General features: G+C 69.1%; 29 protein-coding genes. 12 read left to right on the top strand and 17 right to left on the bottom strand.

Features of this window, described 5'->3' with window-relative positions; translation table 11 throughout:
- Nucleotide 1 precedes the first annotated feature (1 nt).
- Together R8G01_09995 and R8G01_09990 are read left to right on the top strand one after the other, a co-directional pair.
- The gene (locus tag R8G01_09995) at nucleotides 2–934 is read left to right on the top strand and encodes a WYL domain-containing protein (protein MDW3214318.1); all 933 of its coding nucleotides are present in this window, start codon (nucleotides 2–4) and stop codon (nucleotides 932–934) included.
- Entirely contained in the window at nucleotides 931–1,887 is a 957-nt protein-coding gene (locus R8G01_09990; GenBank protein ID MDW3214317.1) for a WYL domain-containing protein, read from the top strand. The genes R8G01_09995 and R8G01_09990 overlap by 4 nt, the downstream gene beginning before the upstream one ends.
- Here R8G01_09990 and R8G01_09985 read toward each other — a convergent pair.
- Nucleotides 1,872–2,489, bottom strand: a complete 618-nt coding sequence (locus tag R8G01_09985) for a 3'-5' exonuclease (protein MDW3214316.1) — start codon at nucleotides 2,487–2,489, stop codon at nucleotides 1,872–1,874. The two genes, R8G01_09990 and R8G01_09985, sit on opposite strands and share 16 nt — an antisense overlap.
- 68 nt (nucleotides 2,490–2,557) lie before the next feature.
- Nucleotides 2,558–3,952, bottom strand: a complete 1,395-nt coding sequence (locus R8G01_09980) for a PhoH family protein (GenBank protein MDW3214315.1) — start codon at nucleotides 3,950–3,952, stop codon at nucleotides 2,558–2,560.
- Between the two features lie 143 nt (nucleotides 3,953–4,095).
- Here R8G01_09980 and R8G01_09975 point away from each other — a divergent pair, with 143 nt between their 5' ends.
- The 3 genes from R8G01_09975 (at nucleotide 4,096) to R8G01_09965 (ending at nucleotide 5,406) form a co-directional block, all read left to right on the top strand.
- Nucleotides 4,096–4,551 (top strand): HIT family protein, encoded by a 456-nt coding sequence (locus R8G01_09975; GenBank protein ID MDW3214314.1) that lies wholly within the window; start codon nucleotides 4,096–4,098, stop codon nucleotides 4,549–4,551.
- Between the two features lie 149 nt (nucleotides 4,552–4,700).
- On the top strand, nucleotides 4,701–4,982 hold the full coding sequence (locus tag R8G01_09970; protein MDW3214313.1) for an HU family DNA-binding protein: 282 nt from the start codon (nucleotides 4,701–4,703) through the stop codon (nucleotides 4,980–4,982).
- A gap of 7 nt (nucleotides 4,983–4,989) precedes the next feature.
- On the top strand, nucleotides 4,990–5,406 hold the full coding sequence (locus tag R8G01_09965) for a histone H1-like repetitive region-containing protein (GenBank protein ID MDW3214312.1): 417 nt from the start codon (nucleotides 4,990–4,992) through the stop codon (nucleotides 5,404–5,406).
- Nucleotides 5,407–5,487: 81 nt separating this feature from the next.
- On the opposite strand, the gene R8G01_09960 is transcribed toward R8G01_09965, so the two are convergent.
- Nucleotides 5,488–6,255 (bottom strand): PIG-L deacetylase family protein, encoded by a 768-nt coding sequence (locus R8G01_09960; GenBank protein ID MDW3214311.1) that lies wholly within the window; start codon nucleotides 6,253–6,255, stop codon nucleotides 5,488–5,490.
- On the bottom strand, nucleotides 6,252–6,851 hold the full coding sequence (locus R8G01_09955; protein ID MDW3214310.1) for a hypothetical protein: 600 nt from the start codon (nucleotides 6,849–6,851) through the stop codon (nucleotides 6,252–6,254). Before R8G01_09955 ends, R8G01_09960 begins: the two co-directional genes overlap by 4 nt.
- A gap of 81 nt (nucleotides 6,852–6,932) precedes the next feature.
- Between R8G01_09955 and R8G01_09950 the strand changes: the two genes are divergently transcribed.
- Nucleotides 6,933–7,940, top strand: a complete 1,008-nt coding sequence (locus R8G01_09950) for an NAD(P)H-dependent glycerol-3-phosphate dehydrogenase (protein ID MDW3214309.1) — start codon at nucleotides 6,933–6,935, stop codon at nucleotides 7,938–7,940.
- Between the two features lie 6 nt (nucleotides 7,941–7,946).
- Nucleotides 7,947–9,209, top strand: a complete 1,263-nt coding sequence (locus R8G01_09945) for a hypothetical protein (protein MDW3214308.1) — start codon at nucleotides 7,947–7,949, stop codon at nucleotides 9,207–9,209.
- Here R8G01_09945 and R8G01_09940 read toward each other — a convergent pair.
- Together R8G01_09940 and R8G01_09935 are read right to left on the bottom strand one after the other, a co-directional pair.
- Nucleotides 9,202–10,086, bottom strand: coding sequence for a homocysteine S-methyltransferase family protein (locus R8G01_09940; protein MDW3214307.1), 885 nt, complete (start codon nucleotides 10,084–10,086; stop codon nucleotides 9,202–9,204). The genes R8G01_09945 and R8G01_09940 overlap by 8 nt on opposite strands.
- A gap of 3 nt (nucleotides 10,087–10,089) precedes the next feature.
- Complete coding sequence (locus R8G01_09935) at nucleotides 10,090–10,701, bottom strand: sulfotransferase (GenBank protein MDW3214306.1); 612 nt, start codon at nucleotides 10,699–10,701, stop codon at nucleotides 10,090–10,092.
- Nucleotides 10,702–10,760: 59 nt separating this feature from the next.
- Between R8G01_09935 and R8G01_09930 the strand changes: the two genes are divergently transcribed.
- Nucleotides 10,761–11,435 (top strand): ribonuclease HII, encoded by a 675-nt coding sequence (locus R8G01_09930; protein ID MDW3214305.1) that lies wholly within the window; start codon nucleotides 10,761–10,763, stop codon nucleotides 11,433–11,435.
- A 12-nt stretch (nucleotides 11,436–11,447) separates the two neighbouring features.
- On the opposite strand, the gene R8G01_09925 is transcribed toward R8G01_09930, so the two are convergent.
- Nucleotides 11,448–11,795 carry a helix-turn-helix domain-containing protein gene (locus R8G01_09925; GenBank protein ID MDW3214304.1) on the bottom strand — a complete coding sequence of 116 codons (348 nt, stop codon included), beginning with the start codon at nucleotides 11,793–11,795 and terminating at the stop codon, nucleotides 11,448–11,450.
- A 66-nt stretch (nucleotides 11,796–11,861) separates the two neighbouring features.
- Between R8G01_09925 and R8G01_09920 the strand changes: the two genes are divergently transcribed.
- On the top strand, nucleotides 11,862–12,809 hold the full coding sequence (locus R8G01_09920; protein ID MDW3214303.1) for a TIGR03621 family F420-dependent LLM class oxidoreductase: 948 nt from the start codon (nucleotides 11,862–11,864) through the stop codon (nucleotides 12,807–12,809).
- Nucleotide 12,810: 1 nt separating this feature from the next.
- Here R8G01_09920 and otsB read toward each other — a convergent pair whose 3' ends face one another.
- From otsB to R8G01_09895, 5 genes are read right to left on the bottom strand one after another with little or no spacing between them, the layout of a single operon-like run.
- A complete protein-coding gene (otsB, locus tag R8G01_09915) occupies nucleotides 12,811–13,563 on the bottom strand; it encodes a trehalose-phosphatase (protein ID MDW3214302.1) in 753 nt (250 codons plus the stop codon).
- On the bottom strand, nucleotides 13,560–14,963 hold the full coding sequence (locus R8G01_09910; protein ID MDW3214301.1) for a trehalose-6-phosphate synthase: 1,404 nt from the start codon (nucleotides 14,961–14,963) through the stop codon (nucleotides 13,560–13,562). The genes otsB and R8G01_09910 overlap by 4 nt, the downstream gene beginning before the upstream one ends.
- A gap of 43 nt (nucleotides 14,964–15,006) precedes the next feature.
- Nucleotides 15,007–16,476 carry a sulfatase-like hydrolase/transferase gene (locus R8G01_09905; protein MDW3214300.1) on the bottom strand — a complete coding sequence of 490 codons (1,470 nt, stop codon included), beginning with the start codon at nucleotides 16,474–16,476 and terminating at the stop codon, nucleotides 15,007–15,009.
- Between the two features lie 28 nt (nucleotides 16,477–16,504).
- On the bottom strand, nucleotides 16,505–17,665 hold the full coding sequence (locus R8G01_09900; GenBank protein ID MDW3214299.1) for a cystathionine gamma-synthase: 1,161 nt from the start codon (nucleotides 17,663–17,665) through the stop codon (nucleotides 16,505–16,507).
- 20 nt (nucleotides 17,666–17,685) lie between these two features.
- Nucleotides 17,686–19,083 carry a cystathionine beta-synthase gene (locus tag R8G01_09895; protein ID MDW3214298.1) on the bottom strand — a complete coding sequence of 466 codons (1,398 nt, stop codon included), beginning with the start codon at nucleotides 19,081–19,083 and terminating at the stop codon, nucleotides 17,686–17,688.
- A 63-nt stretch (nucleotides 19,084–19,146) separates the two neighbouring features.
- Between R8G01_09895 and R8G01_09890 the strand changes: the two genes are divergently transcribed.
- A complete protein-coding gene (locus tag R8G01_09890) occupies nucleotides 19,147–19,599 on the top strand; it encodes a hypothetical protein (GenBank protein ID MDW3214297.1) in 453 nt (150 codons plus the stop codon).
- Nucleotides 19,600–19,613: 14 nt separating this feature from the next.
- Here R8G01_09890 and R8G01_09885 read toward each other — a convergent pair whose 3' ends face one another.
- Entirely contained in the window at nucleotides 19,614–20,462 is an 849-nt protein-coding gene (locus tag R8G01_09885; protein MDW3214296.1) for a metal ABC transporter permease, read from the bottom strand.
- A 35-nt stretch (nucleotides 20,463–20,497) separates the two neighbouring features.
- Nucleotides 20,498–21,481, bottom strand: coding sequence for a metal ABC transporter substrate-binding protein (locus tag R8G01_09880; protein ID MDW3214295.1), 984 nt, complete (start codon nucleotides 21,479–21,481; stop codon nucleotides 20,498–20,500).
- Between the two features lie 30 nt (nucleotides 21,482–21,511).
- Here R8G01_09880 and R8G01_09875 point away from each other — a divergent pair, with 30 nt between their 5' ends.
- The gene (locus R8G01_09875; GenBank protein ID MDW3214294.1) at nucleotides 21,512–22,345 is read left to right on the top strand and encodes a metal ABC transporter ATP-binding protein; all 834 of its coding nucleotides are present in this window, start codon (nucleotides 21,512–21,514) and stop codon (nucleotides 22,343–22,345) included.
- A gap of 1 nt (nucleotide 22,346) precedes the next feature.
- Nucleotides 22,347–22,787, top strand: a complete 441-nt coding sequence (locus tag R8G01_09870) for a Fur family transcriptional regulator (GenBank protein MDW3214293.1) — start codon at nucleotides 22,347–22,349, stop codon at nucleotides 22,785–22,787.
- 80 nt (nucleotides 22,788–22,867) lie between these two features.
- Here R8G01_09870 and R8G01_09865 read toward each other — a convergent pair whose 3' ends face one another.
- The 3 genes from R8G01_09865 to R8G01_09855 all read right to left on the bottom strand — a co-directional run bounded on the left by R8G01_09865 (nucleotide 22,868) and on the right by R8G01_09855 (nucleotide 24,274).
- Nucleotides 22,868–23,314: a PA2169 family four-helix-bundle protein gene (locus tag R8G01_09865; protein MDW3214292.1), complete on the bottom strand. Its 447-nt coding sequence runs from the start codon at nucleotides 23,312–23,314 to the stop codon at nucleotides 22,868–22,870.
- 131 nt (nucleotides 23,315–23,445) lie between these two features.
- Nucleotides 23,446–23,775, bottom strand: a complete 330-nt coding sequence (locus R8G01_09860) for a glutaredoxin domain-containing protein (GenBank protein MDW3214291.1) — start codon at nucleotides 23,773–23,775, stop codon at nucleotides 23,446–23,448.
- 46 nt (nucleotides 23,776–23,821) lie between these two features.
- On the bottom strand, nucleotides 23,822–24,274 hold the full coding sequence (locus R8G01_09855; protein ID MDW3214290.1) for an SRPBCC family protein: 453 nt from the start codon (nucleotides 24,272–24,274) through the stop codon (nucleotides 23,822–23,824).
- Nucleotides 24,275–24,308 lie beyond the last annotated feature (34 nt).

Raw genomic sequence — 24,308 nt, 5'->3', positions numbered from 1 at the left:
CATGACCGACCGCGTCGAACGCCTCACGAACCTGCTGGCATTGCTGCTCGAGACGCCCGAGCCGCTCAGCCTCGTGCAGATCGCCGGCGAGCTCACCGGTCAGTATCCCGAGTCGAAGACCGCTCGCCGAGCGGCATTCGAACGCGACAAGGCGGCGTTGCGCGAGATCGGTGTGCCGATCGAACAGGAGATCATCGGTGGCGCCGAGGCCGGGCAGACGCGGTACTGGATCGATCGTGAGCGGTACGAGCTCGACGGTCTCGATCTCGACGCCGATGAGATGCGAGCGCTCCAGGTCGCGCTCGCAGCGACGCGGCCGGGGTCGTCGCCGGCGCAGGATGCACTCTGGAAGCTCGGTGGCGGGGTCATCGACCGTGGCGCCACCGTCGTGGCCAACCTGCCCGACGTTGCCGAACTCCCCACGCTGCGCGAGGCGGTGTCGGCACGACGCACGGTCGGGTTCCGCTATCACGACCTCGAACGTGCCGTCGATCCCTGGGGGCTCCTCCTGCGCGACGGCTACTGGTACCTGATCGGCTTCGACCATGCCCGCGGCGAACGCCGCACCTATCGCATCGATCGTGTCCAGGGCGCTGTGGAGATCGACCACGAACGGGCGCCGTTCGAGCGCCCCGCCGACTTCGACCCCCGTACCGCGTTCCCCGACGATCCGAAGATGATCGGGGCCGACGCGACCGCGCCCGACGCGCTGGTGCGGATCGACGCCCCCCGTGCCGCAGCGGTCGTCCGCGACCTGGGCCGCGAACGGGTGCGGCGCACATTGGACGACGGCGCCGTCGAGGTGGCGGTGCCGTGCGCCAACGTGCCGGCGTTCCGGTCGTGGTTGCTCGGCCACCTCGAACACGCCGAGGTGCTCGAGCCGGTCGCCCTGCGCAACGACGTGGTCGCCTTCCTCGAGGCGGCGGTCGCATGAGCTCGGTTCGCCGCGGGCCTCGCGGGGCCGAGGATCGACTCCGGCGGCTGCTGGTCATGCTGCCCTGGCTGATGGAGCGGGGCGAGGTGTCGGTCGCGGAGACGGCCGAACGGTTCGACCTGACCGAAGCCGAGATCGCCAAGGATCTCGAGCTCGTGGCGATGTGCGGGTTGCCGCCGTTCGTCGACGAACTGATCGACGTGTTCATCGACGAGGGCATGATCTGGGTCGGCGTGCCGCGTCTGTTCACCCGACCGCTCCGTCTCAACGCACTCGAGGCGTGGGAACTGCTCGCGGCCGGCCGTGCCGCGATGGAACTCCCGGGAGCCGATGCCGACGGTCCGCTCGGACGTGGCCTCGCCAAGCTCGCCGCAGCCCTGGGCGACGACGACACCTCGGGTGTGCGGATCGACCTCGACCGGCCCGAGGCGGCGAGCAGCCTCGCCGCCGCCGCCGAACGAGGCGAGCAGGTACGGATCCGGTACCGCAGGCCGTCACGCGACGACGTGACCGAACGGTTGGTGCTCCCACGCCAGGTGTTCACCGACCGCGGCGAGTGGTACGTGACCGCGGACGACGATCGGTCCGGTGAGGTTCGCACCTTCCGCATCGACCGGATCGAGGAGATCGAGTCGACCGGCGCCACCCCGACCCCGTCGTCGGAACCCTTGCCGGTACCGGGCGACTGGTTCACCGACGGCTCGATCCCGCGGGTGACCGTTCGGTTGGCGCCGTCGGCGCGCTGGGCGGTCGAGCGTTACCCGGTCGATCACCGGAGCGAGCCCGACGCCGACGGATGGGTGACCGCGACCCTGGCCGTGGTGAGCGAGCCGTGGTTCACCCGGTTGCTCGTTCGGCTCGGCCCGGACGCCGAGGTCATCGAGCCGAGCGAATGGCGGGCCACCGCTCGGGCCGCGACCGAACGGGTGCTCGACCGCTACCGGCGCTCGTAGAGCGGATCGAGGTCGTCGGCCACGGCGACGCCGTGAGCGTCGAGCAGGAACCCCAGTGCCGCCGCGGTCGCGCGAGCGTCGTGGAGCGCATCGTGCGGTCGGTCGTTGCTGATGCCGTACCGCTCGCACACGTCGCCGAGTCGATGTGACAGCGCCCGGTCGGGATCGAGCGATCGCGACAGGCCCAGCGTGCACAGCCGGTGTGTCGGTCTGATCGGCACCTTGGAACGCTTGGCGGCCCGCTCGATGAACGACCAGTCGAAGCGCACGTTGTGGGCGGTGAAGACCGCTCCGTCGAGGCGTCGCGCGAGTTCGCCGAGCGCCTCTCGCTGGCGCGGCGCGCCGCGCAGCGATGCCCGGGTGATGCCGTGCACACGGCGCGGACCCACTCGCGAGAGCGGCCAGCGGAGCTTGATCAGGGTCGACCATTCGTCGACGACGGTGCCGCCCACGACCGTGATTACGGCGATCTGCAGCAGTCGATGGCGTCGCGTGGACAGACCCGACGTCTCGACATCGACGACCGCGAAGCGGGGGAGATCGGCCCGTGCCGCCCCGGTCTGAGCCGGAGCCGTGTGTTCGGACGTGTCGGCTGCCTCCACGACCAGCAACTTAGACCGCAGGTGTCGCAACCTTCGATCGGTCGTCGGCCGGGAGGCCGGCCGACCGCTCAGAGGAGCTCGGCCGCGAGGCTGGCGACGTCGCTGCGCTCGCACGCCGTCAGCGTGACGTGGCCGAAGCAGCGCTGGCCGCCGAAGGCGTTGGTGAGCACGGCGAGGGCATTGTTCGACTCGCCGAGGTACGGAGCATCGATCTGGCTCGTGTCGCCGGTGAAGATCACCTTGGTGCCGTCACCGATGCGGGTGAGGATCGTCCGCAACGTCGTCGGTTCGAGGTTCTGTGCCTCGTCGATCACGACGATCTGACGCTGGAGCGAGCGGCCACGGAGGAAGGTGACCGACTCGAGCGAGAGCTGGCCGCGGGCGGTGAGCTCCTCGATCAGCCGGCGCGCGTCGTGGCTGCTGTTCCGGTCGGTGAGCGCCACGATCGCGTCGTGGATGGCCGACATCCAGGGATCGAGCTTCTCCTCGAGGCCGCCGGGCAGGAACCCGACGTCGGCGCGGCCGACCGGCACGAGGGGTCGGTACACCGCGACCCGCTCGTACCGCTGCTGCTCGACGACCTGCTCGAGTGCGGCGGCGATCGCGAGGATGGTCTTGCCGGTTCCGGCGCGACCGTCGAGCGTGACCACGGCGATGTCGGGGTCGAGGAGCAGTTCGACGGCGAAACGCTGCTCCTTGTTGCGTGGTCGCAGACCCCACGGTTCGGGCAAGGAGTGAGGGAGCAACACCAGCTCGTCGCCGATCCGGCGGGTCAGCGCCGATTGCGAACCCGACCGCAGCACGGCGAACTCGTTGTCGTGGAGGGTCGTCGCGTCCTCGACCGCTCCGACGTCGACGCCGCCGGCGGCGTACAGGCAATCGACGACGTCGTGGCCCGCTTCGATCACGACCCAGCCGACCGGGCGGTCACCCCGACCGGCCTTGGTCGGTTCGTGGGCGGCGGCGGTCAGGCCGAGGTGGGCGGCCTTGATGCGGAGCGCAGCGTCGTTGGAGAGCATGACCGTGGGGCCCTTGCCGGCCTGGCCGAGCGCGGCACCGATGATGCGGTTGTCGGGCACGCTGACGTCGAGCCCGTGCTCGACGAGCAGATGCTTCTGGATGCCGTTGATCTCGATCTGCAGGGTGCCGTCGCCGACCGCGACCGGTTCGGCCAACGATCCGCCGTGCTGCACCCGGTACTCCTCGATCGTCCGGAGCGCCGTCCGGGCGGCGCGACCGACGTCGTCGGGCCGGGTCTTGAGCGAGTCGAGTTCTTCGACGACGGTCAGCGGCACGATGAGTGCGGCGTCGCCGAACGTGTCGAAACAGTGCGGATCGGCGATCAGTACGGACGTGTCGACGACGATCCGGGTCGTGGTCTCCGCTGACGATTCGTGATCACCTCCTTCGCGCTGGGCGGTTGCGATTGCCCGCTGGCGGGCGTTCGTCTGAAGGTCGGTCACAGGCACCTCGTGTGGGGTCGAGTGGACTCGGATCGTTGATGGCGGTTTAACGATCGCAGTTGTATCCGACGGTGGTGAACCGGTGGGGGATGGTCGCCGCTGCCTGGGGGAACGGTGTGCGAACAGCGACCTAACGTGGGCCGATGGACGATCCCGCCGTGCCGTGCATCTTCTGCGACATCGTCGCCGGATCCGCTCCCGCCGACATCGTGTGGGCCGACGACGTCGCCGTCGCGTTCCTCGACCGAACGCCACTGTTCTGGGGCCATACGCTGGTGGTTCCTGCTCGCCACGTGGTCCAGCTGACCGATCTGCCCGGCACCGCGACCGGTCCGTTCTTCCGTCGGGTCCAGATGATCGCGGCGGTGATGCCCGACGCGCTCGGGGCGGGCGGCACGTTCGTGGCGATGAACAACATCGTCAGCCAGAGCGTCGCCCATCTGCACGTGCACGTTGCGCCGCGAACCAAGGGTGACGGCCTGCGCGGATTCTTCTGGCCGCGGCAGAAGTACGGCGAGGTTCGTTCGGCCGACTTCGCGGCGCGCTTAAGGGTCGGCCTCGCATCGTTCGACACCGAGAGCTACCTCGCAGACCGTTGATCCGAAAGGGCCGGACGAGAGTCTGATTGCAGATGCAAACACATTGGTAGTTGCATCGATGTAGTTTGACGCCTTTGATGAAGACAGCCCGACGGGCACCGAGACACGCTCGCGTGACTCGTCCATCTGCGAATCACAAAGGAAATCTCATGACCAAGGCAGAATTGCTCGAAGCCGTTGCCGACGCCGCTGGTGTGTCGAAGGCTGACGCCGAGCGCACCGTTGGTGCGTTCTTCGACATCGTCGTTTCGTCCACCAAGGGTGGCGACAAGGTCGCATGGCCGGGCTTCGGCTCGTTCAGCACCACCGAGCGCCCGGCGCGTACCGGCCGCAACCCGCAGACCGGTGAGCCGGTGCCGATCAAGGCCTCGACCGCGATGAAGTTCACCGCGAGCTCGACCCTCAAGTCCGCCCTCAACCCGGGGCGCTGAGCAGCTGATGGCTGCGAAGAAGAAGGCTCCGGCCAAGAAGGCCGCGGCGAAGAAGGCGCCTGCCAAGAAGGCTCCGGCCAAGAAGAAGGCCGCAGCGAAGAAGGCGCCCGCGAAGAAGGCTCCGGCCAAGAAGAAGGCCGCAGCGAAGAAGGCGCCTGCCAAGAAGGCTCCGGCCAAGAAGGCCGCAGCGAAGAAGGCGCCCGCGAAGAAGGCTCCGGCCAAGAAGGCGCCCGCCAAGAAGGCTCCGGCCAAGAAGAAGGCCGCAGCGAAGAAGGCGCCCGCCAAGAAGGCTCCGGCCAAGAAGAAGGCCGCAGCGAAGAAGGCGCCCGCGAAGAAGGCTCCGGCCAAGAAGGCGCCCGCCAAGAAGAAGGCTGCGGCGAAGAAGGCTCCGGCCAAGAAGACGGCAGCGCGCAAGAAGTCCTGACGCTGCTCGATCGAGCGATGCGAGGGGCGGGCCGATCGGCCCGCCCCTCGTCGCGTCCGGGGCGCAGTCGGCAGACGCCGATCAGAGATCGTCGATGAGTGCGAACACCTCGGCGGCGCCGACGCCGTCCGGCCGTCCGAGATCTTCGAGTCGCTCGCTGATCCGCCGGCGGAAGGCTGCGAGTTGGTCGTCGTCGACGGCGTGCATCGTCGATTCGAACTGGCTCTCGTGGGCCTCGAGCGCATGCAGCTTGGTCGCGACCCATGTCGTGACGTCCTCGAGGTGGTTCGGCACGTCGGCTTCGAACAGGAGGAGCCGTTCGGGGCGGTGCTGCGGAATGCCGTGCTCGGGGTAGAAGTGCGGGTCGCGAGCAGCCACCACCCCGTCACACGCCAGGAGTCCGGCGTGGCGATGGTCGGGGTGCAGCCGGTACCGCTTCCACGGGTCGTGTCCGAGTACGACATCGGGTCGGAGCTCGCGGATCACCCGTGCCACCCGGCCACGCGCGACCAGATCGCTGTCGAGTTCGCCGTCGACGTACTCGAGGAACCGGCACTCGCCGGCGTGGTCGCCGGCCAAGCGGCGGGCGGCCTCGCGCTGCTCGACCTGCCGCCGTTCGGCGAGCGCCACCTTGTCGGCGTCGGCGTCCCAGGTGCCCTTGGAGCCGTCGGTGCACACCAGGTGGTGGACGACGCATCCGTCGGCGGCCCACTTGGCGAGCGTGGCGCCGCAGCCGAACTCGATGTCGTCGGGGTGGGCGCCGATCGCGAGCGCGACACGCGGGGTCGGCAGGTCTCGGCTGTGCGCAGCGACCGGGTTGGCGGGCTGTCCCGGCTCGTTGGCGTTCACGTCGGCATCCTGTCGCCCAGGAAGGGACGGAGCACTGCGGCGGCGATCGGGTGTCGGCAGTCGTCGATCGTGTCGACATCGATCGACAGGTGCGGATCGGAGCGAACCTGGACCGGTACGTTCGCGGCGAGCGCCGACGCGAGGTGACGTTCGAAGCTGCCGGCGCCGTACTCGGCCGGCAGCGAGACGGATGTCGGGCGGGCGATGACGTTGGAGCCGTCGCGCCGGCGATCGGGGACGAGGACGATCGTCCCGGTCACCGCGACGCCGGCGAGCGCCTCGGGGCGAGGGAGATCGCCGTGGGCGATGACGACGTGATCGACGCCTTTGCCGGCGAGCGTCTCGACCCCCACGTCGATCGCACCGTTCAGGCCGAGCCCGGGTCCCCACAGCACGCTCGCGCCCAGCGTCTCGGCCCAGGCGGCGACCCCGTCGTCGTCGCAGGCCACGAAGGTCGGGATCGGACCGAATGCCTGCACCACCCGGGTCGCCATCCAACGGGCGAGTCGTTCTCGGTCGGCCTCGCCGAGGACCGGTGCGAGTCGGGCCTTGGCGGCGTGGAAGCCCTTGATCGGAATGAGCGCGGCCGTCTCCACCCCGCCGAGGTTACGTGCTGCTCGGACGGATCGTGGAGCCAGGCTCCACCGCGACGAATGCCCAGCGCCTACGCTGCGGCCATGGCGCCCACTCCCGAGATTCGTGTCGCGGTCGTCGGTGCCGGTTCGTGGGGAACCACCGTCGCCGCGCTCGCCAGTGCCAACACCCCGACCATGCTCTGGGCCCGGCGTGCCGAGCTCGTCGACCAGATCAACTCTGCCCGAGTCAACCCGGACTATCTGCCGGCGTTCACCCTGCCCGACCGGCTGCAGGCGACGGCGTCGATGGCCGAGGCCGTCGAGAGCGCCGACGTCGTGATCCTCGCTGCGCCGTCACACGGATTCCGTGCCGTCGCCGTCGAAGCGGCCAAGTATCTCCGGCCCTGGGTGCCGGTGGTGAGCCTCACCAAGGGCATCGAGCGCGAAACGTTGATGCGCATGACGGAGGTCGCGGCCGAGGAGATGCCGGGCCGTCCGATCGGCGTGATGACCGGCCCCAACCTGGCCAAGGAGATCATGGCCGGTCAGCCGGCGGCGAGCGTCGTGGCGATCCCCGACGAGACGATCGCCCGCGAGCTCCAGCGGATCCTGACCAGGCCGAGCCTCCGCGTGTACACGAACCCCGACGTCGTCGGATGCGAGGTCGCCGGTGTGGTCAAGAATGTCATCGCGATCGCGTCGGGCATGGCCGAGGGAATGGAGTTCGGTGACAACACCCGCGCCACGCTGATCACCCGCGGGCTGGCCGAGATGTCGCGGCTGGGGGTGGCGATGGGCGGCGATCCGGCCACGTTCGCCGGTTTGGCCGGCATGGGTGACTTGATCGCCACGTGCTCGTCCAAACAGAGCCGCAACAACTCGGTCGGACTCGCGCTCGGCCGCGGACAGACGATCGACGACATCCTGGCATCGATGAACATGGTGGCCGAGGGCGTCAAGAGCTCTCCGAGTGTGCTCGACCTCGCCCGTCGGTACGGTGTCGAGATGCCGATCACCGAGCAGGTCGTCGCCGTGTGCCACGAGGGCCGGAACGCCCGCGAAGCACTCACGGCGCTGATGTCGCGAACGTCCAAGAGCGAACTCGAGTAGCGCCCCGTGATCACGACCGGAGTGACCGGACGACCCTGGCGCGCCTCGATCACCGAATGGGGCACGATCGAGCCGTGGGATGACGTCCCCACCCTCGACTGGTTCGTCGCGGCCGACGACCGATGGCACGTCCCCGCCGAGGAGACCTCGGTCCGTCAGCGGCGGGTCGAGGGTACGGCGGTCACCGAGACCAGGGTGCGCGTGCCGAGCGGCGACGTGGTGCAGCGCATCTACTCCGTCGCCGACGCCGGCGGCCTGACGGTCGTCGAGTTCGAGAACGAGTCACCGATGGCCGTCGCCGTGGCGTTCGACCGCAGCGATGTCCTGACCGAGCGGCCCATCGTCGATGTGCCGATCGAAGGGATCGAACTCCCCGAGGGCGCCTTCGTCATCCCCCTCGGTCACCAGGCGACCGCCCGCATCGCACTCGCCCACGGCGGGCAGCGATCGGGTCCGATCCCGGCGGGTGTGTCCACGATGACGCAGGTGGTCCGGGGCTGGTTGTCGTTGACCGAGCGGGCCAGCAGGTTCGTCCTCCCCGATGGCGATCGTGGCTCGCTGCTCGCCGAGGAGATCACGGCGCAACGGTGCGAGATCGCGCTCGGGTCGATTCCGCGGGCCGCCGACGACGCGGCCGGCTTCGTGCTCGCGCTCGGCGAACTGGTCCGGATGGGCGAACCGCCCGATCCGTGGATGCCCGAACTCGTCGACGCCGTCCAGGCGCTGGGTCCGGTCGCAGGATGGGACGCCGACGCGGCGCTGGCTGCCGCCGGCCGTGTCCTGACGGTGGCGGGGGAGCGGCGTGCTCGGCGCGACCTCGAGCGCATCGTCGCTCGTCGATCCCCGTCAGCGCCACCGGCCGACCCGCCCGGTGGCGTTCGGTCGATCGCGTGGCTCGAATCCCATCTCGCCCGGGCGGGCGCACTGCTGCCGGTCGGGATGCCGGGCGACTGGCTGGGACGGTCGGTCGACGTGTACGGCGTGCCGACCGTCGCGGGTTCGGCGGTCTCGTTCGCGATCCGCTGGCACGGCGAGCGACCGGCGCTGCTGTGGGAGCAGACCGGTGATGCCATCGAGCTGTCGGCGCCGATCGCCGCTCCCGAGTGGAGCTCGTCGGAGACGAAGGGTGAGACGCTGTGGCCGCCGCCCCCCGGTGCCCAGCCGATCGTCTCGGATGTGGCCGGGGATGCGACACCCGCACCGGTCGTCGAACCGTCGGAACCTGACGTCGAGATCGACCTCGACGGCGAACCCGGCTCGTTCAGCTGAGCCCGGCGAGTCGTCGGTCGAGTTCGGCGATGTGGCCCGGTCCGATCTCGCAGCACCCGCCCACGATCGTGGCTCCCTGGCCGACCCACCCGAGAGCGACATCGGCGTACGCGTCCGGCCCCAGGTCGTGGCGGTGGCCGAGCAGCGTCGTGACCTGACCGGGTGCGTAGTCGTCGACGATGTGACTGAAGCCGTTCGCATACGCGCCGAACGGCACCGGGCTCGTGGCGAGCGCCGGCATCGCCGCCGTGAACGCCTCGGGCACCGAACAGTTCACGAGGGTCGCAGCAGGGTCGAGTTCGGCGAGTGCCGCGACCGCGTCGACGAGCGGTTCGCCGCTGCGGAGTCGGGCCGTGTCGTCGTCGATGAGCGTCCAGCTGACCCACACCGGGAGGCCGGTCGCAGCGGCGCCGGTGACCGCGGCGCGAGCCTCGTCGATCGACCCCATGGTCTCGCAGATGATCAGATCGACGTGCGGTGCCTGCAACGCCGCAGTCTCGGCGTACAGCGGCCACAGTTCGTCGAACGGCGGTGCCATCTCCGGTCGGTAGGTCCATCCGTACGGCGAGAGGCAGCCGGCGATCCGTACGTCGGAGCGGTCGCCGCGGGCCTCGACGGCGAGCCGGCACGCGAGTTGCTGCAGCCGCTCGTAGTCGTCGCCGAACCCGGCGGGACCGAGGCGGCAGCGGGTCGCCGAGTATGCGTTGACCGTGATCACGTCGGCGCCGGCAGCGATGAAGTCGGCGTGGACGTCACGAACCAGTTCGGGCTGATCGATCATGACCTGGCTGGACCACAGCGGTGCGGGTTCGGCATCGGCGCGCAGGAGCAGCTCCTGCCCCATGCCGCCGTCGAGCAGGGTGATGTCGTGGTGCACGGGTCAGTCCCCGAGTCCGGCGCGCCGACGGAACTCGGCGGTGGTGTTGGTGTGTGGGAACGGGAGGTCCGGCACGGGCACGCCGAGGGCGCGACACAGCGGCTCCCACCCGTCGCCCGGCTGATAGCCGAGCAGCCGTTCGGGCGGCGCGGTCGCGAGCACGTGCCGGTTGTGGCGCTCGTAGCCGGCGACGGCCACGGCGCGGTCGGTCTCGGGGCCGTCGAACGTGCGCGCCATCATGGCGGTGCGCATGGGGGTGAACGGGTCGTCGGGGTCGCGTTCGCGTTCCCGGAGGATCGTCTGCGACGCGCTGCGGAACCACGTGTCGGCGTCGCGGCGCGTCGAGTGGAGGATGATCGCGTCGGGGAACGCGTCGGCGATGCCCTCCCAGAACGAAGCCGCCGGCCAGTCGACCGCAGCGGCGTAGCCGTCGAAGAACTCGCGCCAGTCGGGCGGGTCGCCCTCGGCGGCGCGACGCCACGTGTCGACGTGATCGGGCTGTCGGGACACCTCGGCCATGTGGTAGCACGGCGCCCCGAGCAGCAGTTGGAGCGCCTCCTGCAGCGACTTGGTGCCCGTTCGCCCGAGACCGGCCCCGACGACTCGCAGTTCCATCGGCTCATCATGGCAGCTCGCTCCGGCGAACCCGACCGGAAGCGGTAGCGTCGGTTTCGATGGCACCCGGCCGGGCACCCACCCGCAAGATCGAGCAGGAGATGTGGGCCAAGGGGTTCGAGACCGTGGTCGGGATCGACGAGGTCGGGCGTGGTGCCTGGGCCGGTCCGCTCGTGGTCGGCGCGGCGATCCTGCCACGCGAGCGACGGGTGCTCGGCGTCCGTGACTCGAAAGTGCTCTCCGAACGAGAGCGTGAGCGGCTGTTCGAGCGGATCGCGAGCTGGTGCGATGCATGGTCGACCGGGGCGGCCTCGCAGGAGGAATGCGACGAACTCGGCATGGCCGACGCCCAGAAGCTGGCGTGTCGGCGCGCCGTCGAGGGTCTCGGCGTCACCCCCGACGTGGCCGTCAGCGACGGCAAGTGGAACTTCGTGTCTCCGTCGGTGGCCAACGTCGAGATGCGGGTCAAGGCCGACCGGCACTGCCTGAGCGTCGCAGCGGCGAGCATCCTCGCCAAGGTCGTCCGTGATCGTGAGATGCGCGAGCTGTCGGAGAGCTACCCGAACTGGTCGTTCGATACGAACAAGGGGTACCCGTGTCCGCTCCACAAGTCGGCGCTGCAGGGGTACGGCCCGTCGGCGATCCACCGGCGCACGTGGGTCTTCATGGACAACTACGTGCCGTGGACGGCATGCCCTCGCGTGTACCGACCGGAACAGCCGACACTGTTCTGAGACGTCGGCGGTTCAGTCGGCGGCGAAGCCGGTGCGGCGATCGGTGACGGTGTCGGTCCCGTGGAGCCAGGCGCCGACCGCCGAGCGGCTGAAACGCCACTCGGTGCCGAAACGTCGGGCGGGGAAGTCGCCGTCGGCGATCCGGTCGAGCACGTCGGCAGGCGCCACCCGCAGGATCGCCGCGACACCGTCGAGGTCGACGATGTCGTCGTCGGGAGCTTCCGGGGCGTCGAGTTGCCGAGCGAGCAGGTCCTCGACGACGGCCTGTTTCGTGCGCCCGTCGATCTCGATGCGGGCGTCGAGTTGGTCGAGCAGCGGCGCGGAGAGTCGGACGAAGAGGGGCGCTCGTGCCGGCGGCATGCTTGGATGATAGCGACCCGGATCACCGTTTGATAGCCAGTTGATATCTACTGATAGCATCTCGTCATGGACCGTCCGTACCGCTTCGCCGTCCAGGGTGGCCCGTTCGACGACGTCGACGCACTGGTCGACCACGCTCGGCTCGTCGAGTCGCTCGGGTACGACGAGCTGTTCAGCTACGACCACATCGGGAGTGCCGACTCGCCGGGAGCGACCAAGCTGGTCGACCCGTTCGTCCCGCTCGTCATCGCGGCCCACTCCACCGAGCGGCTCCGGGTCGGACCGCTCGTCCTCAACAACGAGTTCCACCATCCGGCGCTGCTCGCCCGAACGGCGGCCACGGTCGACCGCATGACCCGCGGACGGTTGGTGCTCGGCCTCGGCACCGGGTACGCCGAGGCCGAACACGACGGGATCGGATCCCCGATCCGCCCGCCGGGGCCGCGGGTCTCCCGATTCGGCGAGTCGCTCACGATCCTCCGATCGTTGCTCGACGATGGCTCGGCCACCGCCGACGGGGAGCACGAACAGGTGCACATCGAGTCGCTCGGCATCAGCCCACTGCAGCCACACGTCCCGTTCCTGATCGGTGGCCACGGCCGACGGGTGGTGGCGCTCGCCGGGCGCCACGCCGACATCTTCCAGTTCACCGGTCTCACCCACGGTGACGACGGGGCGCCCTCCGGCGCCGGGTTCGCGCTCGATCGGCTGGTCGAGCGGAGCCGATGGCTCGAAGCCGCCGCCGGCGACCGCCACGACGACATCGAACGGTCGGCCCTCGTGCAGTTCACCCACGTCGGCTCCGATGCGCCGTCGACCGGCGAACTCGCCGACCGGTTCGGACTGCCGGAGGAGGTCGTCGCCGACACACCATTCGTGTTGCTCGGCACCGTCGACCGGATCGTCGACCAGATCGAGCGGTATCGGGCGTCGCTGGGGATCACGCACTACGTGGTCCGCGACCCCGAGGGGTTCGCTCCGGTGGTCGATGCGCTCGCCGCCGGGGTGGCGTGACTCAGCCGACCAGCGCGCCGAGCAGTTCGACGACTGCCGTCGGGTCGGCCAACCGGTAGCGGGCTCGTGAATCGCCCGGGCCGACGCGCACCGAGACGTCGTCGTCGCCCATGACGGCGAACGCGTCTTCGTCGGTCACGTCGTCGCCGAGGAACACGATCGGGTCGCAGCCCTCGCGCTGTGCGAGCGCACGCAGCGCGTCGCCCTTGCTGGCGCTGCGCGCGAGCAGCTCGACCACGCCGCTGCCCGGCGTGACCTGGGCTCCGTCGATCATGCGCCCGAGGTTCGTGACCGCCTGGACGGCGGGTGCGGCTCGTGCGTCGTCGGCTTCGCGGGTGTGCAACACCACGCTGGCCGGCTTGTACTCGAGCCAGGCACCATCGCCCGCTGCGTCGGCGCCGCGTGTTGCGATGATCTCGAGTTGGTCGAACGTGTACCGCTCGTCGTCGTCGAGCGGTGCCGCCGGCGCACCCCGCTCTTCGAGCCCATGGCTGCCGAACACGTGCAGTTCGGCCGGGAACGCGAACAGCCGCTCGAGGCTCTCGACCGCCCGGCCGGACACGATGCCGACCGTGGCGAGTGTCGCCAGCCGTGACAGCAGTTCGTGCACGTCGGGCGAGAGTCGTGCGGCGTCGGCGTGTGCGACGAGCGGTGCCAGCACCCCGTCGACGTCGAATGCGATCAGACCGGTGGTGAGATGAGGCCGGATCAGCTCGGCGAGCTCGGTGGGTGTGAGGTCGTCCGGTGCGCTCACGTGTCGAGGACCTCCATGAAGGAGTGGGCCCACATTCCCACGTTGGCCGATTCGATCGCCTTGCGCATCGCTTCCATGCGTGGCCGGCGTTCGTGGCGGTGCATCTCGACCGCGCGGACGATCACGTCTTCGAAGGCGTGCTCGTCGTGTGGGTTGACGAGCAACGCGTCGTTGAGTTCGTCGGCGGCTCCCGTGAACTCGGAGAGGACGAGCACGCCGTCGCCGTCGACGTGGGCGGCGACGTACTCCTTGGCGACGAGGTTCATGCCGTCGCGGAACGGCGTGACGAGCATGACGTCGCCGGCACGGTAGAGCGGGATCAGCTCGTCGAGCGGCAGCATCTGGTGGAGATAGTGGATGACCGGGAAGCCGAGCCGCGAGTGCACGCCGTTGATCTCGCCGACGATCTGCTCGATCTCGCGGCGTTCCTCCTGATAGAGCTCGACCCCCTGTCGGGTCGGCGTGGCGATCTGGACCAGGACGTGACGCTCGGGGTCGAGACGACCGCTGTCGAGCAGCCGTCCGAATGTACGGAGTCGGGCGCCGATGCCCTTGGTGTAGTCGAGTCGGTCGACGCCGAGCAGGATCACTTCGGGGTCGCCGAGTCGGGTACGGATCTGCGCCGTCCGCTGGCGGGTCGCACGTCCGCTCGCCAGCAGCTCGAAGTCGTCGACGTCGATCGAGATCGGGAAGTTGCTGACGAGCACGTTGCGACCATCGAAGTTCACCAGGTCGTCGTCGACCTCGGTCGCCTCGACCAACTGATGGGCGGCGGCGATGAAGTTGCGGGCGCCGCGCTCACGCTGGAACCCGAGCACGTCGGCGCCGAGGAGGCCCTTGATGATCTCGGTGCGCCACGGCAGACGTTGGAACAGCTCGAGCGGCGGGAACGGGATGTGGTTGAACCACCCGATCCGGAGGTCGGACCGCTGGGCCCGCAGCATCGCCGGGACCAGCTGGAGGTGGTAGTCGTGGATCCAGACGAGCGCGTTCTGCGGTGCGATGTTCGCGAGGCGGATCGCGAACCGCTCGTTGACCGCGACGTACGCGTTCCAGTCGTCGCCGTCGAAGTTCGACTCCTTGATGGCGTCGTGATAGAGCGGCCAGAGCGTGTCGTTGGCGAAGCCCTCGTAGTACCGCTCCATCTCGTCGGCCGTGATCGGCAGCGGGTGCATCTCGACACCGTCGGTGTGGATGACGTCGGACGAGCTGTCGGCCTGGCCGGTCCAGCCGACCCAGGCGCCCCTGCTCGCCTGCACGATCGGCAGGAGCGCGCGCACGAGGCCGCCCGGGCTGGTTTCCCATTCGCCATCGCCGTTGAGCGCGACGGGCAGCCGGTTCGCCGCGATCACGAGCGGCCGATTCGGGGTGGGTGTCGGTTTCGCTTCGATGTCGCTCACGGTACCCAACCGGCCATGGCGTCATGCATCCTGCGACGTGATGTCAGACCGTCGGCAGGGGCATCGAGTCGCCGGTGGCGATCTGCCAGGCGCGAACCCGTTCGGTCAACTCTCGGACCCGGTCTCGGTGCGCCGGGGCGTCGAACAGGTTCCGCAACTCCTCGGGATCGTTCGTCAGGTCGTACAACTCGCACTGGTCGCCCCGGCAGAGGTTCAGCTTGAACCGGTCGCTCGACACCACGCTGCGCCACGGGACGGCGACCATGCGGTTGATCTCGTCCGACCCGAGGTCGCGATCGCCGAGACCGGTCCATTCGATGAAGACGTCGTGGTCGCGGAGGTCGGCCTCGCCACGGAGTACGTCGACGCGGCTCGCTCCGTGTAGCCCGGGTGGTGGCTGGGCACCGGCGAGTTCGAGGAGCGTCGGTACGAGATCGACGTGGCTGAGCGAGCCCGGCACTCGTCGTTGCCGTGCCGGACGACCCGGAATGTGGATCAGCAGTGGTACCCGCGTCGCTCCCTCGTAGAGGGTGCGCTTCTCACACATGCCGTGGTCGCCGGCCATCTCGCCGTGGTCGCTGGAGAACACCACGACGGTCCGCTCGGCCTGGCCGGAGGTCTCGAGCGCGTCGAGGATCCGGCCGAGTTGGCGGTCGACGAGCGTGACGTTCGCGAAGTACTGGGCTCGGAGCCTCCGCCACCCCGCCTCGGTGGTGGTGTCGTGGACGTCGCCGCCCGCTCGACCCAACGGGTTGTTGCCGCCGCCGAGGTAGAACTCGGATCGGAGTCGATTGACGAGCGCCCCCGACTCGGGTGGACGCATGAACGCCTCGCCCACCTCGATGGTGTCGGGGTCGTACAGGTCGTCGAGGGGGCCGGTGTAGGGCGGGTGGGGCTCGAAGAAGTTCACCATCAACAACCAGGGCTGATCGGCGTGTTGCCCACGTGGACGGTCGTTGATGAACTCGGTCGCGACGTGTCCGAGGAAACCGGCCTGGGTCTGCTCCTCGGACAACGCGGCTCCGGGCGCCCACTCCTCGTAGCTCTCGGTCCACGGTGGCGGAGTGATGCCGTGGCTGCGCAACCAGTCGTTGTAGGCGGGCTCGATCTCGCGGTACTCGTCGCGGGAGTAGGAGGCACGGTGGAAGTCTTCGATCGCGACCCAGGTGTCGAAGCCGCGTTGGGCGACCACGTCGTCGCCGAGGTGCCACTTGCCCATGTAGGCGTTGTGGTACTCGTCGGGCATCAGCTCGCCGAGCGACGGCGTGTCGTCGGGCAACCTGATGCCGTTGCGGGTCACGCCGGTCGCGTGCGGGTACAGCCCGGTCATGATCGAGCCCCGCGCCGGGGTGCACACCGGTTGTGTGCAGTAGGTGTTCTCGAAGACGACGCTGCGGGCGGCCAGGGCATCCATGTTCGGCGTCTCGATCCACCGGTTGCCGTAGGCGGCCATCGAGTCGAGCCGTTGCTGGTCGGTGAGGACGAACAGGATGTTCGGTCGCTCGGAGGTCATCGGGATCAGCTCGTCGGGTCGGGGCGGTTCAGGCGCGTTCGAGCGCCTGGGCGAGGTCGGCGACGAGGTCGCTCGCATGCTCGATACCGACGCTCAACCGGACGAGGTTGTCGGGAACCTCGAGTGGGCTGCCGGCCGCCGAGGCGTGCGTCATCGCGCCCGGGTGTTCGATCAGACTCTCGACCGCACCGAGCGATTCGGCCAGGGTGAACAGCTCGGTGCCCGCCGCGATCCGCTTGGCGGCGTCTTCGCCGGCCTTGACCAGGAAGCTGACCATGCCGCCGTAGTCGCGCATCTGCTTGGCGGCGGCCTCGTGGCCGGGGTGGTCGGGCAGTTGGGGGTAGAGCACACGCTCGACCGCGGGGTGGGACGCGAGCAGGTCGACGACCGCCCTCGCGTTCTCGCAGTGGCGGTCCATCCGCACGCCGAGCGTCTTGACGCCGCGCAGCACGAGATAGCTGTCGAACGGCGAGGGGACGGCTCCGGCGGCGTTCTGGGTGTAGCGCAGCCGGTCGGCGATCTCGTCGTCGTCGACCGCCAGGAACCCGCCGACCACGTCGCTGTGGCCGCCGAGGTACTTGGTGGCCGAGTGGAGGACGATGTCGGCGCCGAGCGTGATCGGCTGCTGCAGGTACGGCGTGGCAAACGTGTTGTCGACCACGACGAGGGCTCCGCGTGCGTGGGCGATCTCGGCGATCGCCTCGATGTCGAAACACGTGAGCAGCGGATTGGTCGGCGTCTCGAGCCACACGAGGCCCGTGTCGTCCGGCCAGTTCGCGACGAGCGCATCGAGATCGCTGAGGTCGACCGCTGTCCAGGGGAACCCGAGCGGCGACCACACGTTGTTGATCAGCCGGAAGGTGCCGCCGTACGCGTCGTTGCCGAGCAGCGTGCGCCGGCCCTGCGTCAGCAGACGCATGATGTTGTCCTCGGCGGCCAGTCCGCTGGCGAACGCCAGGCCGTGTCGTGCGGCCTCCAGCGCCGCGACCTGGGTTTCGACCGCGGTGCGCGTCGGGTTGCCCGATCGCGAGTACTCGTAGCCCTGGTGCACGCCGACCTCGCTCTGGGCGAACGTGGTCGACAGCGAGATCGGTGTGACGACCGCCCCGGTCGACGGGTCGGGCTCCTGGCCGGCGTGGATGGCGAGCGTCTCGAACGCCCAGCCCTGTTGCTGTTCTTCTTCACCCATGAGGACCTCCCAGTGGTGGTTCAGTAGTCGGCGCGTGCGTCGAAGTAGGACAGGATGTCGGTGCGGGTCAGCACGCTGAGCGGTCGACCGTCGGACAGCACCAGCAGGGCCGGCGCGGTGTGGAGCATCTCGAGCGCTCGTTCGAGCTTCTGGCCGGCGCCGATGGTCGGCAGGTGCGGGCCCATCACGTCCTCGACGGGCACGTCCATGACACCGGAGTCGCCGGCGATCGCCTCCATCAACTCGAGTTCGTCGACCGAGCCCGAGACCTCGGCGGCTGCGAACGGCGGTGTGTTCTTGCACACCGGGAGTTGGCTGACCCCGTTGGCGCGCATGCGTTCGATCGCGACCCGCACCGTCTCGTCCGGGTTCACGTAGAGCAGGCTCTCGAGCGACGGGTTGCGGGCTTCGAGTACGGCGCCGACGCATTGTTCGCACTCGGTGGTGAACCCGTACGTGGCCATCCACTCGTCGTCGAACAGGCGCGACAGGTAGCCGCGGCCGGAGTCGGGGTTGAACACGACGACGATGTCGTCGGGCCCTGCCTGCTTGGCGACCTGGATCGCGGCGGCGACGGCCATGCCGCCCGAGCCGCCGATCAGGATGCCTTCGGTCTCACTGACCCGACGGGCCATGTGGAAGCTGTCGGCGTCGGAGATCGCGATCGTCTCGTCGTACAACTCCGGCTGCCACGCGGCCGGGAAGAAGTCCTCGCCGACGCCTTCGACCAGGTACGGCCGGCCCGAGCCGCCGGAGAACACCGAACCCTCCGGGTCGGCGGCGATGATCTTGATGTCGGGGTTCTGCTCTTTCAGATAGCGGGCGGTCCCCGTGATCGACCCGCAGGTGCCGGCGCCGGCGACGAAGTGGGTGATCCGTCCGGCGGTCTGTTCCCAGATCTCGGGCCCGGTGGTCTTGTAGTGGGAGAGCGGGTTGTTCGGGTTCGCGTACTGGTTGGGTCGGAACGCGTTGCGCTCGACGGTGAGCCGCTCGGCGACGCTGTAGTAGCTGCGCGGGTCGTCGGGCGCCACGGCCACCGGACACACGACGACCTCGGCGCCGTACGCCTGCAGGAGCGAGATCTTCTCGGGTGCGACCTTGTCGGTCATGACGAACACACAGTTGTAACCACGTTGCGCGGCGACGATCGCGAGCCCGACGCCGGTGTTGCCGGAGGTCGGTTCGACGATGGTGCCGCCGGGTTGCAGTTCGCCGCTCGCCTCGGCCGCGAGGATCATCTCCAACGCCGGCCGGTCCTTGGACGAACCGCCGGGATTGGTGGTCTCCATCTTCATCGCGAGCACGGCGGGGAGCTGCTCGACCTCCATCATGCGCTTCATCCGCACGAGGGGCGTGCCCCCGAACAGATCGATCACCGAATCGGCGATCTGGGTGCCGGCGAGCCGGGAGTCAGCCATGGGCCCGAGAGTAACGCCGCCGTCGCACGATTGAATCCTCGGCCCTGCGGCTACGGTGCCGCGATGGCGCGAATGGACGTGATCGGGGAGCGGGACGGTTGGCGCTGCTGGCTGTGCGACGAGGCGGTCGATCCCGACATGTCGGTCAACGACGGTCGTGGCCCGAGCATCGACAGCCTGATCACCGAGCGGCGGGCGAAGAAGAAGGCGTCGGGTCCGCCGGTCGAACGTCTGGCCCACCGTGGCTGCAACACCGGCAAGGGCAAGGTCAAACCCGTCGTGCCGTGGGCCGAGCACCTGTTCGTCGTCGACCCCGCCGTGATCCTCACCAGCGTCGAACGCCTGTCGCGCAAGGGCGGTCGCGAGGTCATGGCCCGTTGCCCCGACGAACACGACGCCCGCCAGGCAGCCGACTGGCTCGTCGACCGGCTGTCGCGGCTCGAACCCGATCTCGCAGTGGCCGCCGACGTGGAACCAGGTGGTGGCCAGTACCTGCTCGTGCTGCGAACGATCTGATCGGCGCGCGCTGATCAGCCGCGCAGGTCGGCGAGTCGGCGTCCCGCGAGTCCGACGACGAACGCGATCACGGTCATCAGCGCCATGGTCGCTCCGGTCGCCGTGGCGTGGTGGTAGCTGATCAACAGCCCGATCACGGCCGAGGCGCTGCCGATCGCGACCGCGACCACCATCATCAGCGGGACGCGCGACACCATCAGCGACGCGGTGGCGGGCGGTGCGATCAGGAACGCGAACACGAGGAGGCTGCCGACGGTCTCGAACGACGCCACGATCGACAGGGCGAGCAGCACGAGCAGCACGAAGTGGGTGAGCTGCGGGCGGAACCCGATCAGACGGGCTTGCGTGAGATCGAACGTACTGACCAGCAGTGCGCGGTGGAGCACGACGACGCCACCGACGGTGAGCCCGGCCACGACGATCAGCGTGCGGAGGTCGGTGCCGTCGACGGCGTTGATCGATCCGAAGAGGAACCGGGTCAGGTCGCCGGCGCCCCGACCGGTCTGTGCCGACGTGATGACGACGGCGAGCGCGAGGAACCCGACGAACAGCACCCCGATCGACGCGTCGTCCGGCAGCGGTGACGCACTGCGGATCAACTGGACGCCGCCGACCATCGCGAGCGCCGCGATCAGGGCACCGATCGTGGTGTTGGAGCCCATCACGAACGCGATCGCGATGCCGGGCAGCACGCCGTGGGCGAGGGCGTCGCCGAGGAAGCTCAAGCCGCGCAGGACGACCCAGGTGCCGATGACGCTCGTGCACAGGACGGTCAGGAGCGCAGCCCAGAGCGCGTCGCGCAGGAACGGGTTGTCGGTGAACGGCGTGATCCACCAGTCGATCGGGTCGGACAACCAGTTCATCGTGTGCCCATCATGCCCGATGTGTCACGGCCGACTCACGGTGTGAGCGCCTCGGCGATCTTCGTCGCGTTCGAACGCATCATGCCGATGTAGGTGTCGTCGTCGCCGGTGAGCGCGTCGGTGACGAGCGGCACCACCGCGACGCCGAGTCGGTCGGCGAGTGCATCGGCGTCGGCCGTCGCTCCGAGTTCCTCGGTGAAGATCGCCGACACGCCGCGTTGCTCGATCAGTTCGGCGAGTGCCGCGAGGTCGGCCGCGTTCGTCTGCGCCAGCGTGCTGGTGGACGGGATCACCGTGCCGACGACCTCGAGGTCGTACCGGTCCGCGAAGTAGGCGAGCGCGTCGTGGCTGGTCACGATGATCCGCTGCGCCGGGGGGATGTCGGCGAGCAGGTCGGTGATCTCGGCGTCGAGGTCGGTCAGCTCGGTTGCGTACGCGGCGCCGCAGTCGTCCAGGCCGATCGCGCCGCCGGCCGATGCGATCACGTCGAGTGCACCGGCGACCCGGGTCGGGTCCTGCCACACGTGCGGGTCGGCGTCCCCGACGTGGGCGTGCCCGTGCCCGTCGTCGGTCTCGTCGTGATCCTCGTTCTCGTCGTGATCCTCGTCGTGATCCTCGTCGTGATCCTCGTCGTGATCCTCGTCGTCGGCGGTGATCACGTCGATGTGGCTGGTCATCTCGACCACGTTGACCCCTTCGGTGACCACCGTGTCGAGCAGTTCGATCAGGCTGCCTTCCAGGCCGCTGCCGTTGGCGACGACGAGATCCGCGTCGCCGAGCGACTCACGGTCGCGCAACGACGGCTCGAACGTGTGCGGATCGGCGCCCACCGGGATGAGCGCGTCGACCGGTTCGCCGCAGAGCACGTTCGAAGCGATGTCGGCCCAGATGCTCGTCGTCGCCATGACCGAGACGCCGTCGTCGGTTGGGTCGACGGCGGTGCTGTCGGAGGAACCGGAGCAGGCGGCGAGCGTGGAGATCGTCGCGGCGACGGCGACGGCGGTGCGAGTGAGAACCATTCTCGTGATGCTAGAGTGAGAACTGTTCTCATGACAACCACGCTGGTTTCCCACCCCCTCGGTGCCGCCTCGGCGGTCGACGTCTGCGTGCACTACGGGACGACCGTGGCGCTCGCCCCGACGTCGTTCGAGCTCGAGGCCGGCACGTCGGTCGCGCTCGTCGGTTCCAACGGCAGTGGCAAGACGACGCTGCTGTCGCTGCTCGCCGGACTCGTGCGGCCCGACGACGGTCGCCTCGCCGTCGACGGCACCGTGTCGATGGTGACGCAGCACCACGACCACCACCGATGGATGCCGCTGTCCGTCGAGGAGGTGCTGCGGATGGGGCGGTTCCCGAACCGCGGGCTGCTCGGCCGACTGCGCGCCGACGACCGGGCGAGCATCGACGCCGCCGCCGAACTCCTCGAAGTCGGTCACCTGCGGCGACGCTCGTTCGGCGACCTGTCCGGCGGACAGCAACAGCGGGTACTGGTGGCGCAGGCGATCGCGTCAGGTCCCGACCTGCTCCTGCTCGACGAACCGATCACGGGGCTCGATCTGCCGAGTCAGCTCCGGATCCTGCACGTGATCGAACGGCATGCGGCCGACGGCGGCATCGTCGTGTTCTCCACGCACCACCTCGCCGAGGCCCGGCGCGCCGACCGGGTGATGCTGATGGCGGGTTGTGTGCTCGCCGACGGCCGACCCGACGACGTCCTCGTCCCGGCGCTGCTCGCCGAGGCGTTCGGTGGGCGGCTCATCCGCGACGACGGCACGACGATCGTGGTCGACGACCACGGTCACGATCACGGCGAGCCGCACGGCCCCGATCTCGTCCCACACCACAGCGTGCATCCGCACGAGCACGAACACGACCCGATCTGACATGCCCACCGACCCCGACCTCCACCGCTCGGTCGCCGCCCGGCTCGCCGACCAGGACCAGCAGTACACCACCAACCGGCGCGCCGTCGTCGACGCCCTGGTCACGGCGGGAGCCCCGATCACGTTGCCGGACCTGTTGCAGGCCGACGCGAGCCTTGCGCAGAGTTCCGCCTACCGGAGCCTGTCGGTGATGGTCGATGCGGGCGTCGTGCGCCGACTCGTGCACGTCGGCGATCACGCACACTTCGAACTCGCCGAGGACCTGACCGAGCACCACCATCACCTGATCTGCGAAGGGTGCGGCACCGTCGTCGACGTGACGTTGCCCGACGACGTCGAGGCGGCGATGGACCACACGTTCGACGCCGTCGCCGAGGCGTCGGGATTCACGGCGAGCCATCACGCCGTCGACATCTACGGCACCTGCGCCGAATGCCGCTGAGCAAACACGCGAACCGGCCGGCCCCGATGGGACCGGCCGGTCGGAACGCAACGACCACCATTCGGTGGCCGGGAGCATGATCAGGCGTGGATGTTGCGGAGCGCCCTCACGTCGTCGTGCGCCTGCTTGATCTCGACGAACTGACGCTCGAGCACGACCCGCAGATTCGGTGAGATGTCCTTCGTCAGCGCATCGCGGTACTCGGCGACGGCATGGTCCTCACCCTGCTCGGCGGCGTCGAGCACACCTTCGGGATCGGAGCCCGAGATGGCGTCTTTGACGGCCATCCAGCCGCGGTGGATCGCGCCGGCGACCGAGCCGTCCTCGTCGACGTCGTCGCCGTAGTTCGCTGCCATCTGTTCGAGTTCGGCAGAGAATCGCGAGCGCTGATCGGAGAACGTCCGCATCTTGGTGCTGAGATCGGGGCGATCGGTCTCGGCCAGCTTGTCGGCGGCGCGGGCGAAACCGTCCTTGCCGTCCTCCAGCGTCTGGATGAGGTCCTTGGTGACTCGGCGATCGGTCGACATGGGGTTGATCCTTTCGGTTCGTGCGACGCCCGGATCGGCGTCTCGTGAACCGTGCGTACCCGACCACCATCGCCCGTAAACGGCCGTCGACGGCGACCACCCGATCGGGTGAACGGTGTCGACTCCGCCGTTCAGGCGCCGAACAACCGGCCGATGAGACCCGCCGAGGGCGCCTCGAAACCGTCGGGCAGCAGGTGAGGTGCGTGCTGCTGCAGGTGCGCCGTCAACTGCTTGACCGAGGGATTGACGAGCCCGACGTCGCCGACCACGACGGTCGGCACGGTCTCGTTGCCGTTGGCGTAGTGCCGCACGATCGCCGCGTCGGCCGGGTTCTCCCAGATGTCATGGTCGACCGTCTCGATACCGGCCTGGTCGAGCCCGCGTCGCAGCATCGAGCAGAATCCGCATCCGGGTCGCCAGTACAGGTGGATCGCATCGGTCGTCATCGCGTCGGTCGTCATCGTGGGGGTCCTTGTAGTGAGTGCCCGGCCGTGAGCCGGTGGGGCGTCAGCCCTCGACGGCCGCAGCGAGCCGTTCGAGCGTCGCCGTCATGCCGGCCGGGTGCTTCTTCGGGTAGCCGGCGAGTTCGATGCCCTTGCCGACGATCGGGTTGCAGGTGGACCAGTCGAAGCTCTCGGTGACCTCGGTCGCGGGGGTGCCGTCGACCTCGGTCGGTGTCAGCTCGTACCGCCAGCGGTGGCCACCGAAGTGGGCCCACGAGATCAGACGGTTCTCTTCGAACTCCTTCACGGTGTTCGAGATCTTGTAGGGCAGCGGCCCCATCTTCATGTCCATGCCGAACGTGGAACCGAGTTCGAGGCGGGATGATTCCCCGCGGAGATTCTGGACCATGCCGGACCCGTCGATCTCGGCGTGTCGGGCCGGGTCGGCGAGCACGTCGAAGATCGCCTCCGGCGACGCCTCGATCACACGGGACACGGACACGACTCGATCGCTCATGGGCTCAAGGTATCGCCGCGCGGCGCGAGCCGCT

The sequence above is a fragment of the Ilumatobacteraceae bacterium genome, from assembly GCA_033344875.1.
Lineage (GTDB): Bacteria > Actinomycetota > Acidimicrobiia > Acidimicrobiales > Ilumatobacteraceae > Ilumatobacter.
The sequence above is the reverse complement of the archived record's forward strand: the minus strand, read 5'-3'. Positions and strand labels throughout refer to the sequence as shown.

What these genes read in the sequence shown, in the direction of transcription:
- R8G01_09995 (MDW3214318.1), top strand. Translation starts at nt 2, where the DNA reads ATGACCGACCGCGTCGAACGCCTCACGAACCTGCTGGCATTGCTGCTC.
- R8G01_09990 (MDW3214317.1), top strand. Translation starts at nt 931, where the DNA reads ATGAGCTCGGTTCGCCGCGGGCCTCGCGGGGCCGAGGATCGACTCCGG.
- R8G01_09975 (MDW3214314.1), top strand. Translation starts at nt 4,096, where the DNA reads ATGGACGATCCCGCCGTGCCGTGCATCTTCTGCGACATCGTCGCCGGA.
- R8G01_09970 (MDW3214313.1), top strand. Translation starts at nt 4,701, where the DNA reads ATGACCAAGGCAGAATTGCTCGAAGCCGTTGCCGACGCCGCTGGTGTG.
- R8G01_09965 (MDW3214312.1), top strand. Translation starts at nt 4,990, where the DNA reads ATGGCTGCGAAGAAGAAGGCTCCGGCCAAGAAGGCCGCGGCGAAGAAG.
- R8G01_09950 (MDW3214309.1), top strand. Translation starts at nt 6,933, where the DNA reads ATGGCGCCCACTCCCGAGATTCGTGTCGCGGTCGTCGGTGCCGGTTCG.
- R8G01_09935 (MDW3214306.1), bottom strand. Translation starts at nt 10,701, where the DNA reads ATGGAACTGCGAGTCGTCGGGGCCGGTCTCGGGCGAACGGGCACCAAG.
- R8G01_09930 (MDW3214305.1), top strand. Translation starts at nt 10,761, where the DNA reads ATGGCACCCGGCCGGGCACCCACCCGCAAGATCGAGCAGGAGATGTGG.
- R8G01_09925 (MDW3214304.1), bottom strand. Translation starts at nt 11,795, where the DNA reads ATGCCGCCGGCACGAGCGCCCCTCTTCGTCCGACTCTCCGCGCCGCTG.
- R8G01_09920 (MDW3214303.1), top strand. Translation starts at nt 11,862, where the DNA reads ATGGACCGTCCGTACCGCTTCGCCGTCCAGGGTGGCCCGTTCGACGAC.
- R8G01_09905 (MDW3214300.1), bottom strand. Translation starts at nt 16,476, where the DNA reads ATGACCTCCGAGCGACCGAACATCCTGTTCGTCCTCACCGACCAGCAA.
- R8G01_09900 (MDW3214299.1), bottom strand. Translation starts at nt 17,665, where the DNA reads ATGGGTGAAGAAGAACAGCAACAGGGCTGGGCGTTCGAGACGCTCGCC.
- R8G01_09895 (MDW3214298.1), bottom strand. Translation starts at nt 19,083, where the DNA reads ATGGCTGACTCCCGGCTCGCCGGCACCCAGATCGCCGATTCGGTGATC.
- R8G01_09890 (MDW3214297.1), top strand. Translation starts at nt 19,147, where the DNA reads ATGGCGCGAATGGACGTGATCGGGGAGCGGGACGGTTGGCGCTGCTGG.
- R8G01_09885 (MDW3214296.1), bottom strand. Translation starts at nt 20,462, where the DNA reads ATGAACTGGTTGTCCGACCCGATCGACTGGTGGATCACGCCGTTCACC.
- R8G01_09880 (MDW3214295.1), bottom strand. Translation starts at nt 21,481, where the DNA reads ATGGTTCTCACTCGCACCGCCGTCGCCGTCGCCGCGACGATCTCCACG.
- R8G01_09875 (MDW3214294.1), top strand. Translation starts at nt 21,512, where the DNA reads ATGACAACCACGCTGGTTTCCCACCCCCTCGGTGCCGCCTCGGCGGTC.
- R8G01_09870 (MDW3214293.1), top strand. Translation starts at nt 22,347, where the DNA reads ATGCCCACCGACCCCGACCTCCACCGCTCGGTCGCCGCCCGGCTCGCC.
- R8G01_09865 (MDW3214292.1), bottom strand. Translation starts at nt 23,314, where the DNA reads ATGTCGACCGATCGCCGAGTCACCAAGGACCTCATCCAGACGCTGGAG.
- R8G01_09860 (MDW3214291.1), bottom strand. Translation starts at nt 23,775, where the DNA reads ATGACGACCGACGCGATGACGACCGATGCGATCCACCTGTACTGGCGA.
- R8G01_09855 (MDW3214290.1), bottom strand. Translation starts at nt 24,274, where the DNA reads ATGAGCGATCGAGTCGTGTCCGTGTCCCGTGTGATCGAGGCGTCGCCG.